The 12334-nt window shown below is 38.1% G+C and carries 16 protein-coding genes and 1 pseudogene; 13 read left to right on the plus strand and 4 right to left on the minus strand.

The window, feature by feature from the left end:
- Positions 1–21 precede the first annotated feature (21 nt).
- On the plus strand, positions 22–666 hold the full coding sequence (locus JCM12304_RS14035; RefSeq protein ID WP_019377006.1) for a YczE/YyaS/YitT family protein: 645 nt from the start codon (positions 22–24) through the stop codon (positions 664–666).
- A gap of 56 nt (positions 667–722) precedes the next feature.
- Positions 723–1676, plus strand: coding sequence for a cation diffusion facilitator family transporter (locus JCM12304_RS14040; protein WP_060681039.1), 954 nt, complete (start codon positions 723–725; stop codon positions 1674–1676).
- Between the two features lie 35 nt (positions 1677–1711).
- Here the strand turns inward: JCM12304_RS14040 and JCM12304_RS19415 are convergent, their stop codons facing one another.
- Both JCM12304_RS19415 and JCM12304_RS14045 read right to left on the minus strand, forming a co-directional pair.
- A complete protein-coding gene (locus JCM12304_RS19415; RefSeq protein ID WP_019377008.1) occupies positions 1712–1873 on the minus strand; it encodes a hypothetical protein in 162 nt (53 codons plus the stop codon).
- 101 nt (positions 1874–1974) lie between these two features.
- Positions 1975–3092 (minus strand): annotated as a pseudogene (locus JCM12304_RS14045) (NAD(P)/FAD-dependent oxidoreductase).
- A gap of 144 nt (positions 3093–3236) precedes the next feature.
- Between JCM12304_RS14045 and JCM12304_RS14050 the strand changes: the two are divergent.
- The 8 genes from JCM12304_RS14050 to JCM12304_RS14085 all read left to right on the plus strand — a co-directional run bounded on the left by JCM12304_RS14050 (position 3237) and on the right by JCM12304_RS14085 (position 9318).
- The gene (locus JCM12304_RS14050) at positions 3237–3794 is read left to right on the plus strand and encodes a hypothetical protein (protein ID WP_060681041.1); all 558 of its coding nucleotides are present in this window, start codon (positions 3237–3239) and stop codon (positions 3792–3794) included.
- Positions 3795–3862: 68 nt separating this feature from the next.
- Positions 3863–4795, plus strand: coding sequence for a manganese-dependent inorganic pyrophosphatase (locus JCM12304_RS14055; protein WP_060681043.1), 933 nt, complete (start codon positions 3863–3865; stop codon positions 4793–4795).
- Positions 4796–5584: 789 nt separating this feature from the next.
- Entirely contained in the window at positions 5585–6931 is a 1347-nt protein-coding gene (locus tag JCM12304_RS14060; RefSeq protein ID WP_060681045.1) for a dihydrolipoyl dehydrogenase family protein, read from the plus strand.
- A 133-nt stretch (positions 6932–7064) separates the two neighbouring features.
- The gene (locus tag JCM12304_RS14065; RefSeq protein ID WP_019377013.1) at positions 7065–7217 is read left to right on the plus strand and encodes a small acid-soluble spore protein P; all 153 of its coding nucleotides are present in this window, start codon (positions 7065–7067) and stop codon (positions 7215–7217) included.
- Between the two features lie 201 nt (positions 7218–7418).
- Entirely contained in the window at positions 7419–7832 is a 414-nt protein-coding gene (locus tag JCM12304_RS14070; RefSeq protein WP_019377014.1) for a spore coat protein, read from the plus strand.
- A 194-nt stretch (positions 7833–8026) separates the two neighbouring features.
- Entirely contained in the window at positions 8027–8584 is a 558-nt protein-coding gene (locus JCM12304_RS14075; protein ID WP_060681047.1) for an SLOG family protein, read from the plus strand.
- An 81-nt stretch (positions 8585–8665) separates the two neighbouring features.
- Positions 8666–8935 carry an SIMPL domain-containing protein gene (locus JCM12304_RS14080; RefSeq protein WP_060681048.1) on the plus strand — a complete coding sequence of 90 codons (270 nt, stop codon included), beginning with the start codon at positions 8666–8668 and terminating at the stop codon, positions 8933–8935.
- A 41-nt stretch (positions 8936–8976) separates the two neighbouring features.
- On the plus strand, positions 8977–9318 hold the full coding sequence (locus tag JCM12304_RS14085; protein WP_256200841.1) for an SIMPL domain-containing protein: 342 nt from the start codon (positions 8977–8979) through the stop codon (positions 9316–9318).
- Between the two features lie 331 nt (positions 9319–9649).
- On the opposite strand, the gene JCM12304_RS14090 is transcribed toward JCM12304_RS14085, so the two are convergent.
- Complete coding sequence (locus JCM12304_RS14090; RefSeq protein ID WP_060681053.1) at positions 9650–10423, minus strand: glycoside hydrolase domain-containing protein; 774 nt, start codon at positions 10421–10423, stop codon at positions 9650–9652.
- 97 nt (positions 10424–10520) lie between these two features.
- Positions 10521–10790 (minus strand): YesK family protein, encoded by a 270-nt coding sequence (locus tag JCM12304_RS14095; protein WP_060681055.1) that lies wholly within the window; start codon positions 10788–10790, stop codon positions 10521–10523.
- 166 nt (positions 10791–10956) lie between these two features.
- Between JCM12304_RS14095 and JCM12304_RS14100 the strand changes: the two genes are divergently transcribed.
- Genes JCM12304_RS14100 through JCM12304_RS14110 form a run of 3 tightly spaced genes read left to right on the plus strand, consistent with a single transcriptional unit; the run spans position 10957 to position 12334 of the window.
- The gene (locus JCM12304_RS14100; protein WP_060681109.1) at positions 10957–11442 is read left to right on the plus strand and encodes a GNAT family N-acetyltransferase; all 486 of its coding nucleotides are present in this window, start codon (positions 10957–10959) and stop codon (positions 11440–11442) included.
- A gap of 12 nt (positions 11443–11454) precedes the next feature.
- A complete protein-coding gene (locus JCM12304_RS14105; RefSeq protein WP_060681057.1) occupies positions 11455–11880 on the plus strand; it encodes a hypothetical protein in 426 nt (141 codons plus the stop codon).
- Complete coding sequence (locus JCM12304_RS14110) at positions 11870–12334, plus strand: GNAT family N-acetyltransferase (RefSeq protein ID WP_060681060.1); 465 nt, start codon at positions 11870–11872, stop codon at positions 12332–12334. Before JCM12304_RS14105 ends, JCM12304_RS14110 begins: the two co-directional genes overlap by 11 nt.

Consider the following 12334-nt stretch of genomic DNA (forward strand, 5'->3'; position numbering starts at 1 on the left):
GGGACAGAAAGAAGGGAAGTTATGATACAAACAATGCGGTGGACAATTTTTCTGTTAGGGGTCATGATTTTTAGTCTGGGGATTAGTACGGCAATACGTGTTCAATATCTGGGGGTCCATCCTTGGGATGTATTGAATGTCGGATTATATGAAAAAGTTGGCTTTTCGATAGGGACTTGGAATATCATCATATCTGTTTTACTTATCATTATCTCTTGGATATTGGATAAAAGTTACATAAGAATTGGTACATTTTTTAACGCGATACTGGTAGGTCTATTTGTAGATTTTTATCTATGGACTGATATTTTACCAGTAACTACTCACACATGGACAGACATATTTATTATGATCTCTGGCATTATCATCATGGGAGTTGGCGGAGGAATCTACAATGCAGCTGGGGTAGGGTCTGGTCCGCGTGATGGGTTTATGCTTTCCATATCAGATAAGCTTCATGCGCCAATTGGCAGAATTAGAATAATAACCGAAAGTACTGTGCTCGTTTTAGGTTTACTGCTCGGAGGCCCTGTCTTTTTCTTTACCTTTATTTTTACATTTATTCAAAGTCCTATTTTTCAATACACATATAAACGGTGTAAATATAAGATCGATCATATTGAAACAAGACTGCTTCAAAAGCAATCACGGAACCTGGGAGCATAATCTGTAATCAATCATCTTAATTAAGGGTATAGCTAAGATGATGGGAGGATTGACTTATGGGTTTATGGAAAAGATTGAAACAAGGGAATACATCTTCCGGCTTTGCGGCAATAGGTAATGCTTTTTTGGCTGGTATTAAAGGGATAGCTGCGGCATTTACAGGGAATGGCTCTGTGTTTGCTTCTTCTATGCATTCTCTAGCTGATGCTATTAATCAGGGGTTTGTTTATTTTGGAAGTGTAGTAGCAGAACTACCTGCATCCAAACGGTTTCCAACTGGGTTTGGCCGAGTTATTAATATTTTTTGTATGGTGGCAGTAATTGTAGTCACGGTAATGGCGTATGAAACAATCTTAAAGGGATGGCATTTGTTTAGAGAGCCGGAAGAATCCACTGGTCTATTACTTAATTTTGGTGTTTTATTTGCTTCCTTGTTAGTAGACGGATTCATTTTAATAAAGGCTATGAAAGAAATTAAGGCAGAATCAAGTGCTGACAATTCGGGTGGACTGTTTTCCACGGCATTTAAAAATGTAAAAAAAGCATCTCCTGCTACTCGTTTGGTGTTCTATGAGGACCTTGTGGCAACCTCTGGAGCTGCATTGGCAATGCTGGGAATTATTTTGTCCCAATTCTTTGGTATATTGGCAGCTGATGGGCTTATATCCATTCTAATTGGTTTATTAATGCTGTTTGTCGCATTCCGCGTTGGTTATGATAATATGGTCGGTCTGATCGGAGTGGCTGCTCCTGTGGAAGTGGAACGAAAGATTGCTGGCATTTTATTAGAAGATAAAGCTGTCGTCGATATAAAAAGAATAAGAATTGTGCAGGAAGGAAGGTTATACCATGTGGAAGGTACTGTCGAACTTAAGAAAGGGCTCAGTCTTGCAGATGCGGATGATATTAAATTTAAACTAACTGATACTCTGTTACGACAGTCGGAAATAGCAGATGTAGTACTAGGAATAATTGAAGATGATGATAAAAAAAGCTGGACTGAAAAATAACATAGACAGGATTACTTACCCTGTCTATGTAAAAATTATATCGGAGGTAGCTTGGTTATTGAATTTGCGTATGGGACAGTTGAAAGTGCACTATCCAAATCATAATCGACAATTACATCCTGTAACATAAACCATGCGAGTACGAGCATGGCTAAAGTAGCTATTATAAGTATAAAGACGACGAATTTTCCTTTCATCCAATTGCCTCCTTACGTTTCTTATCCTAAGATTACCAAAGCCTTTCCACTGTGTAAACAAGGTTAGTTCTCTGTTCAATTATCTGTAATAAAAGGCTTTTCTAACCAATTGCTCCTCCAACATCGTAATTTGCAAGGTCAATATCCAATTCCTTTCCTTGAGCCAGTTTGGCAAGTTGGGAGCCAATATAAGGACCCATAGTTAAGCCAGATGCCCCAAATCCATTTGTCAGTAAAATACCTTCAAATCCAGGTAATGGACCAAGGATGGGAAGAAATCCAGGAGCTACAGGGCGAAAACCAACTCTTGTTTCTAAAACAGATGCGTTACGAAGACCTGGTGCAACATCGATTGCTTTCGTCAGTATCTCATGTAATCCACCTGCTGTTACTTGATAATCAAACCCGGTATCATCCTCATGTGTTGCGCCCACAACAATGCGCTGATCTTCAAATGCCAGCATATATTGGTTGTTTGGTGGTATGACTACAGGCCATTCTCCCGTGCCTTCCTGTGCTGCTTTTAAATGCATTATTTGAGCTCGCTGTGGTTTAACATGAAAAGTAACACCAAGTGGCGCGAGTAATTTGCCCATCCATGCTCCGTTTGCTGCAATTACCGTATCTGCTGTCATGTGTTTTCCGTTAACTGTTGCTCCCGTTACTTTTTTACTTTCAAAAGTCAATGAAGCATCTCCCCTGATAAAAGTGGCACCATGTTTTTGTGCACCACGGAGTAGGGCATCCCGAAGTTTTCTACCGTCTACTCGGGCAGCGCCACTCACATGAACAGCTCCAAATTCTTCTCCTAATGGTGGGAATAAGGCACGTGTCTGTTCAGGTGTCAGTAGGCTTATATCTCCGATTTCAGGTGCTTCCTCACGTCGTTTCAACCCACGTTCTTTCATTGCAATTAACTTTTTTTTATCTGTATGTAGCTAATTGCACCAACCTGCGTATAACCTGTGTCTTTCTCGCCATCTTGAGCTAAATCCTTAATTAATTCAGGGTAAATTTTAGCACCGTTTTTAGCCAGGTGATACCATGCCTTATTCCGGCGTTGTGATAACCATGGACAAATAATTCCTGCTGCTGCATCTGTTGCCTGTCCTTCATCCTTTCGATCAATAATAGCTACCGAATTTCCCGCCTTCGCTAAATAGTAGGCGGTAGAGGCTCCAGCTATTCCGCCACCTATAATAATGTATGTCACATGCATGTATATCCGTCTCCAATGTATAGTTATTTTCTTATTAATCATAAAAACAATCAGAAGAATTGTAAAGAATTGCAAAGTAATTAAAGGAATATTACCAATAGAAGAGAAGTAAATAGGGTAGGGTTTATATAAAGGAGTTTTTTTATGAGTGAAAAGAAGAAAATAGGTTGGTTCGGTTGGACCGTTATAAGTACGGTATTAGTTATCATAATTGGTGCATTTATATTTTTCTTTCAATTATTTGACCTTAATGTTCAATCGGTTATAGGAGGAGAAGGAGACGGAGAAGCGCAAAGCAAAAAAGAAGTGTCTGAGGAAAAGGTTCAAGAGATAGAAGAAATTCAAAATACAGTAGGTAAGGAACATAAAGAAATAGGTGAGTATATTTCAGAGGCGCATGCTTTTTACAATAATACAACGGGATATGGTGGAATCAGTAATTTAGATTGGGACAAACAGGTCAGTAAAGCGGAAGAAGTCTCCAAGTTTATTGCACAACAATCAGAATCTGTGAAAAATAAAACGCTGAAGGCTGATTTAAACGATATCAAAAAGCTTGCAAAGTCCGTCATAGATCAACAAAAAACTGAAGATGTACGACAGCTGCACCGTCACTTTCATGACCTTGATATTGCATTGAATAGCTATAATGGATATGATAAAATTTGGAATGTGACAAAGACATTAGAGGCTAAAAACTAACTGCTATTCTTCAGCGAATATAATATGGTAATCTGTATTATAGAATGAAACACAGAAGGAGAATGATCATGGAAAAGACATTGATTTTCGGACATAAAAACCCGGACACAGATTCTATTTGCTCAGCAATTGCTTATGCTGACTTAAAAAATAAGCTAAATGTAAATGCGGAGGCAGCAAGACTTGGTGTTGTCAGTAAGGAAACACAGTTCGCGTTAGATTATTTTGGTATGGAAGCCCCACAGCAAATCGAAAAAGTAGATGAGCAGGTTAAAGAAGTTATTTTGGTGGATCATAACGAATTCCAACAAACGGTTGACAACATTAAGGATGTTCGAATTGCTGAAGTAATTGACCATCATCGTATTTCCAACTTCGAGACAAAGGAACCTTTGTATTTTCGTGCAGAACCAGTTGGATGTACTGCAACGATTTTAAATAAAATGTATAAAGAAAATGGAGTTCCTGTCTCCAAGGAAATTGCCGGGTTATTGTTATCTGCTATTATTTCAGATTCTTTATTATTAAAATCTCCAACATGCACAAAAGAAGATGTCGATGCAGCTTATGAACTTGCCGAGATTGCTGGTGTTAATCTGGAGACATATGGTTTGGAAATGCTTCAGGCCGGTGCTGATTTAAGTGATAAGACAGTTACAGAATTATTAACTATGGATGCAAAAGAGTTCTCCATGGGGGATGCCAAAGTGGAAATTGCTCAAGTAAACGCAGTGGATACGAGTAAAATTTATGCCTTCCAGGATGACATTAATCCAGAAATCGCTCAAATAATTAAGGATAAAGATCTTGATTTATTCTTGTTTGTTGTTACAGATATTCTTAATAATGATTCTGAAGTACTTGCGCTTGGAGAAGGTAAGGAGAAAGTAGAGTCTGCATTTGGAGTGGAACTCGACCATAACAATCGTGCCTTACTTAAAGGAGTAGTATCTCGTAAAAAACAAATTGTGACTGCATTAACAGAAGAATTTACAAAATAAAATCATGGGCAGAGCAATCTCATTTTAGAATGAGGTTGCTTTTTTATTGGACTAGCAATTGGGTTCTACTGCAAACGTTGGTGTCAAAAGTTATGTTGTACTATCAGAGTAGAAGAAAACTCCGAACTAACTAGGAATATAGAGGGTGCGTGAATCACCGCTACGGGGAAATATTCCGCTTTCCGCGGGCGGCCTGCGAGCCTCCTCGAACTACACTAACGTTCCGTTCTGTGGGGTCTCGCTAGTCTCGCTTTTCCCGCAGGAGTCTTCATATTTTCCCTTCGCTAAAGACTTCATTCTAACTCTCTAAAATAGAAGAGCCATTCCAATTGATTGGAATGGAAGATGGCAATCTAAAAACGCCACGTCCTGGGACTGCGCTAACTCGTCCCACCGAAGACCTTTGTGGAAGCGATTGCGTGACCAACGTCCTGTTGGCCCACGACTCCTGCCGAAATAGCATGAGCTGAAGACCCTGGACGGAGCGTAGCGGAGGAAGCGGCTGAAGCCATGCCGGTGGAGAGCGTTCATCTGCAATGGAAATCAATGGCGATAGGTGATCTTCTAAACGTCTTAAAGTAACCTTTTTGCTAGTGTATTTTTAGAAATCCGTTTACAGTACTATCAAGTTACGTCGGAGTTTATACAATTTGCGAACTATTGCATAACTTCATTAAAACTCATTACCGTAATTAAAATCGAATGAGCTACTAAACCGAAAGTTTCAAATTCATGAGGAAAGGGGAAATTTATACTAGATTGTTAAAGACGGAAAGGTGTCGTGGTGTAATGAGAAAGTTTGATGTGATTGTGGTTGGAACAGGGCCAAGCGGTTCAAGAATAGCTGCAGGATGCAGTAAACAAGGATTAAATGTAGCGGCTGTTGATTCCCGTGGGTATGGAGGAACATGCCCGTTGAGAGGGTGTATACCGAAGAAAGTGTTGACAGATGCAGCAGAAGTGGTTCAACATTCAGAGCAGATGCAAGGGAAAGGAATAGGTAGAACAAGTAATATCGAGTGGAAGGAACTCATGCAATTTAAACGTTCTTTTACTGAACCTGTTCCTGAAAAACAGGAGACTAGCATGCAAGATGCAGGTGTGGAGACCTTTCATGGAGTAGCAACTTTTGTACACGACCAGGAAATAATGATTGGACAAGAAACATTGTTTGGTAAAAATGTTGTAATAGCTACCGGTGCAAAACCAATGCCATTACCAATAGAAGGAAATGAGCACCTTACCACAAGTGATGAATTCTTAGATTTGGACAAATTACCGTCCCGTATTCTTTTCGTAGGCGGGGGATATATATCATTTGAGTTAGCTCATGTTGCTGCAAAAGCAGGTTGTGATGTGCATATTCTTCAAAGGGGAGAACAGCCTTTAAAGCAATTTGATAAGGATATGGTGCAGCAATTAATTGAAGCTATGGAGGAAACAGGTGTCTCTGTACATTTGAATACGGAAGTAGAAGAAATTAAACAAGAGGGAAGCCAATACCAGGTTGTCACGAAAAAGAATGGAAAAAAAGAAATAATGACAGGAGATATGGTAGTACATGGAGGTGGCCGAATACCTGAATTGGAAGATCTGCAGCTTGAAAATGGAAACGTGGCATATGAAAAAGCAGGTATAACCGTGAACAAATATTTACAAAGCACAACTAATTCACACGTATACGCTGCAGGAGATGCTGCTGATACAGCAGGAGCTCCCTTGACCCCAGTTGCGGGTATAGAGGCAAGAGTGGTAATTAAAAATATTGTTAATGGAAACAGGGGTGAAGCTGATTATACTGGTGTTCCTTCTGTTGTATTTACCATGCCAAAGGTAGCTTCTGCGGGAATTACAGAGGAAGAAGCAGAAAAGAATGGTTACGATATTGAGTCGAAATTTACAGATATGAAGGATTGGTTTACTTATGCACACAAAAATGAATCTAGAGCATCTGTGAAGATTATTACAGATAAAAAAACAGGACGATTGCTGGGTGCTCATATGATAAGCAGTAAGGCAGATGAGTTAATTAACTTCTTCGCAATGGCTATCCAATTACAACTTAGTACAGAAGAGATTAAAAAGCTAACTCTGGTTTTCCCAACTGCAATATCAGACATCCCGACAATGCTATAATTCATTAGAATGATGACTTCAATGTTTCCTTACCTTTCTCTCCTATATTTACCAAGTCAGAAGGTATATAGTGAATAAAAATGGATTGATCCTCGAATCCTAAGTAAGATAAGAAAGAAAGGAGGCAGGTACGATGGGTGGGAAACCTAAAGGACCTAAGCAGCAAGAGCGACCAAAATTACCACAAAGTCCCCAGCAACCATATGGTGAGCCATTAAGTGGATCAAAAAAAGTAAAACAAGCAAATCATACGAGGCAAAAACATAATCCAGGTCATGATATGTAAGAAAAAAGCTGTCCGCAAATAGCAAGAGCTATCTGCAGACAGCTTTTTCTTTTAAAAGATAGGTGAGTAAATAACAGTACATTGATGTAAAATATAAATTAGTATGATTAAATTTCCCAAATATAGGTACATGACTTATACAAGTCATAGCCGTTTGCCATAGGTTATTAGTGAACCTATTAGAGGAAAGGGGATTTTTAAATGAGACATCATAAGAGACCGCATTGCGGTTGCCCGAAACAAATAGTATATCCGACCAAGCATAATTGTGTGAACAACTTTTCAGAAAGTCAAGTTGATCATATCCATCCATCACATACAACCATAATGAATCATCATTTGATAAAAAACAAACACATTTATCCACATTCCACTTCTGTACAGAATACAACAAATAGTGTAGATGTGTATGGAGGTTCATTTAACGTACCAGCTCCAGGCCAAGTAGCTGGAGCAATGTCACCAGGAATGGGACCAGGAGCTGCTCCAGGCCAGGTAGCTGGAGCAATGTCACCAGGAATGGGACCAGGTTATGCTCCAGGTCAGGTAGCAGGTGCGATGGATCCGGGCATGTATGGACCACATCATTGGAAGAAACCAAACAAATGGTGTTAATGTAAATCATAGGCTGGCAAATGCTGGCCTCTTTTTTGGTCTTAATAATTACTTTTGCACGAACAGCCATCATTTTGATGAATAAAGCAACTACGACAAAGCAGTCACAACGTTTTATTGGCTTAAGTTCGTTTTTATTACTAATAGATACGTCGATATTTTGCTCTGTATACTGTGAAAAAGGAGAATACGAAATGAATATAGTAACTGTGACTGGATATAAACCGATGGAGTTAAGCATATTTAAGGAAAATGATCCACGAATTGATTTTATTAAAGCAGCCATAGAAAAACGTTTAATTGGTTTTATTGAAGAGGGACTGCAATGGGTAATTATTTCCGGACAGATGGGAGTAGAGTTGTGGACAGCCGAAGTAGTTATGGATTTGAAAGAAAAATATAATATTAACTTGGGGATATTTCCTCCGTTCGAAAATCAAGAAAACCGATGGCCGGAGCATTTACAGGAAAAGTATCAGGAGTTAACAATGATTGCTGACTTTTATAAACCAATTTACCAAGGGGATTATAAAGGTGCTTTTCAATTTAAAGCAAAAAATATGTGGTTTGCTGATAAAAGTGATGGGTGTCTTTTGCTAATGGACGATGAATTTCCCGGAAGTAATCGATTTTTTTATCAGGCAGCAAAGCAAATAGAAAAGGATTATCCAATCTACGTGATAACTCCTGCTGATTTGGATGATGTTGTAGAGGAGCTTCGTATGCAAAACCCAGATTATTGGTCTGGATAATCGGACAAGCCTGCAGATTACACTATCCTCACTCCTTGCATACAATGATAAAGAACGATGAAGTAGTAAGGAGGGCCAGCTTTGTATCCTACGTATATATGGCCGAGCAGACAAAACGGCGAAAGTATGAATCGGACGATCGTAGTAACGGGGAATGGGGAAGTAGTTGTTGAGCCGAATATTGCTGTGGTTCAGCTATCGGTAATAACAGAGAGTGAATCACTTAGCCAGGCGCAACAACAAAATTCAGAAATAATGACAAAAGTTATTCAAGCTCTAGATGAAGCAGGAATTCCAAGTGAACAAATACAAACCATCTCATATACGGTGGAGCAAGGTACGATTATGTAGAAGGTAAACAGATTTTTAGAGGCTATGAAGTAACGAATACAATCAGTGTGCAAATTAAGCAGCTTGAACAAACCGGCTATTTAATTGACTTAGCTGTTCAAAATGGAGTAAACCGTGTGAGCAACGTTCAGTTTCAAGTGGATAATTCAGAGAAGTTTGAGGAACAGGCATTAAGCAACGCTCTGAAAGATGCAGTAACTAAAGCTGGCGTATTGGGCCGGACAATGAATACTACCATTTCATCAATCCCTATAAGAATAAAAGAATTTAGAAGTGATGGTCCTGTTCTATACAAAACAATGGCGTTCAGTCAGGCGCAAACACCAATAGAGCCGGGACAGATTATTATTCAAGCAGCCCTGGAAGCAACCTTTAACTATTAAAAAACTTATAAGTTCTTAAGCTAATTAAACCTATATCTGAAATTTCGATAATAGCCTGAATTCAAAAGGGACACCTAGAGTGCGCCCCACCCTAAGCCTTCTATCCGAGACGGCAGCAATTCTTCCCCCAAAAAATCTTGCTTAATTTAGCTTAGTATCATACAAAATATACAAAAGAGGGAAGTTAACTAGCTAGACTTAGTTAACCTCCCTCATTTTATTTCATCATTAAAACGATGCTAAAACCAATTTATCGCTTCTTTTGAATAAGGGTAATACAAATAGAACCCAATCATACATCCATAATAGGAACCTTGATCTTTACTTCTATTTACCATAGATAATCGAGAATTTCCTCTTTAAATAAATTTGTATCAATTGCACAGGCATCTGATTCAATTCCGTATTGCCACCCGTAAAGCATGCTGTTCTCAGGACCTTGGGGATTATATTCAGGAGCGTTTTCTTTTGTAGTTATTTCTACCTGAGGGAAAGCGGTCCAGACAATCATATTTTCTTGTACTTTTTTGTCTGTGGCTGTAAATGCTGTCAGAAGATCACTTTCGTCGTCAAATACGCCATACACCCCGGGGGAATAGGGAGAATTAGTTATCGTGTTATACCAGCCTTCTAGAAAAGCGGTATCTATAGGAAAACTCGGTTCAATATCAACAATAAGAACAACACCATCGGGGATATCTAAGCTTTTTGCTATTTCAATTGCTTTATTAGCATGATCTATTCCAGCTTCCTGTCCGGTAGCATCAGTAACAGCGTTATAAATGGCAAGAATGTCTACATCCTTTTGATGTAACAATGCTGCTTCCTCTTTATCAATACTAACGGAAACATCTTGAATATCTACCAGATATCTTCCCCATACACGCGGTTCTCCAAAGTTTTCTGCGACACACTGAAACATATCTTCATCTACCTTACTGGCTGAATCTACTCCCCAAAAAATTTCAGTACCTTCATTACCTGATGTCTGTTCGCCATCATTAGCATTATCATTATTCTGCTTACCTGTAAATAAAATGAAAAAGGCTGATATGGCTAGCACGGTTACTGAACCTAAAAATACGAGCAAGTCAATTTTCTTCAACTTCCCCACCTCCCATTATTGCAGTATATGGGAGAATGGAATCTCATGTTTGGGCGTTAAGCAGATGAAAAAAGCCTGCCCTATAAGAAGGCACAGGTTAAAAGAGATGTTTTTTCAGTTCTTTACTACTTGAAATAATGGCAGTAATCAACAATGCGACCGCTGCACCAATAAATAATGCAAAACCAATGATGCCAATACCTTCAAGATCATTTATAAGAAATGCGATTATTATCAATATCATACTAATGAAAATAACTGAAATAGGAAAGAGATATGCCAGTGGTGATTTTGACCGACCAAAAAACCAATTTAAACTAGTAAGAAGGATAAAGGTTAGTGGCGCAATTATAAAAAATAATGTCATTTTTTGAGCTCCTTTAATGATTATTACGGATTATAACTACATTATAAGCCAAGTTCGTAAGATAACATATGAAAATCATTTTAAAAATAAGGGAAGTAAAGTTTTACATAATACTCCCGCTATAAAGGAAAATTCTGATATTATAGTTGTAAATGGAGGAGACGAAATGAAATTTTTAATTAGAAAAATGAAGCAGGATGATATTTTAGAAGTGCAATATGTTGCTGAAACAAGCTGGCATGCAACCTATGAAGGAATTATACCGAGGAAAATTCAAGATAACTTTTTAAAACATGCATACAGTGAAGAAATGCTCCAACAACGAATCGAAATATCAACAATTATTGTTGCTGAAGTAGGCGGGAAAGTAGTTGGCTTTGCTAATTTCTCTTCTGTTTCTAACGAAGGAGTAGCAGAGCTGGGTGCAATTTATTTACTCCCTGAATATCAAGGTAATTCCATTGGCACAGCCCTTCTTAAAAAGGGAATAACCTATTTATCTGAGGTGAAAAAGATCTTTATTAATGTAGAAAAAGATAATGAAATAGGTAAGAAATTTTACAAAGCAAAAGGGTTTGAAATGATCTCTACCTTCGATGAGAATTTTGATGGCCATATTTTGAAAACTATTCGCATGGAATTAACAGTTTAAAGGAGCAGGGTAATGACGTATTATGGCAGACCGAGAACTGCGTTTCTACTCATTTTAATACTAGTCACATTGATTCTAATTGATATAAGTTCATATTTTCTTATTGGTACGGTGCTTCTATTTGCTGCTAGTTTATGTCGCATGCAGTTAACATTGGACACAGAAATCTTTTATAGAGTAACACTATTTAATTTTATTATTAGAGAAGTAAGGATTTCTCCAAAAGAAATGAAGGAGATACAATTTAAGCGTGTTGGTTGGAAGAAGAGAGGGGCTGCAATATTACGAGAAAAGGGGTTTCCTATCCATATTGATAACTATAACTCGCAGAAAGTATTTGATGATTTACATAATTATGCTGGTAGATATTCTATCCCTGTAACCAGTACAAAAGAATACGATCATTTAATAGAAAGGAAAGCAAGCAATGGAAATTAAAAGAATAAAAGATCTGGAAGATGCCCCAATGAATTTGTTGCTTCTTGCAGATCCTTCCTTAAAAATAGTAGAGGATTATCTTGCTAGAGGGGAATGTTATGTTGCATTTGAAGGTGAAGCTATAGTAGGTGTATATGTTCTTCTTCCAAGAGGCCTTCGCTTTATTGAATTGGTTAACATTGCTGTGAAAGAAAATATGCAAGGAAAAGGCATCGGAAGAAAAATGGTTTTACATGCCATTGAGAATTCAAAACAAAAGGGTTATGACGTGATACAGATTGGTACTGGTAATTCCAGCATTGGACAACTTGCATTGTATCAGAAATGTGGCTTTCGCATTATCGGTGTAAGAAAGGATTATTTTACAGATCATTATGAGGAAGAAATAGTTGAAAATGGAATCAGATGTAGAGATATGCTTCGTTTAGAAAAAAATTTACAGAAAGAAGGCTAA

This window comes from Virgibacillus halodenitrificans JCM 12304 (assembly GCF_001310895.1).
GTDB classification, from domain to species: Bacteria; Bacillota; Bacilli; order Bacillales; family Amphibacillaceae; genus Virgibacillus_Q; species Virgibacillus_Q halodenitrificans.